The sequence below is a fragment of the uncultured Nonlabens sp. genome (assembly GCF_947495285.1).
Classification (GTDB): Bacteria; Bacteroidota; Bacteroidia; order Flavobacteriales; family Flavobacteriaceae; genus Nonlabens.
On sequence record NZ_CANLXZ010000107.1, the window covers coordinates 1 to 247 of the forward strand.

General features: G+C 30.4%; 1 pseudogene. It reads right to left on the reverse strand.

What is annotated here, in order from left to right:
* Nucleotides 1-8 precede the first annotated feature (8 nt).
* Nucleotides 9-247: pseudogene (locus Q0838_RS14300) on the reverse strand (IS110 family transposase); the annotation flags it as partial.

The window sequence follows — 247 nt, forward strand, 5'->3', positions numbered from 1 at the left end:
AATTTCACTTAATTTCTAACCAGTACACTTCTATATCCGTCATCATATATTAATCCTGATTTTGCTATAGCAAAAGCTTGTTTTAATAGCTTATTACAAACCGCTATTAAAGCTAATTTTTTGCTCTTCCCTTTGGCTACTAATCGATCATAAATTGCTTTGCAAGCATGGTTATATTTACAGGCATTAAAACTGCACATAAATAATAAATTTCGGAGCTTTTGATTCCCTATTTTACTAATTCGTG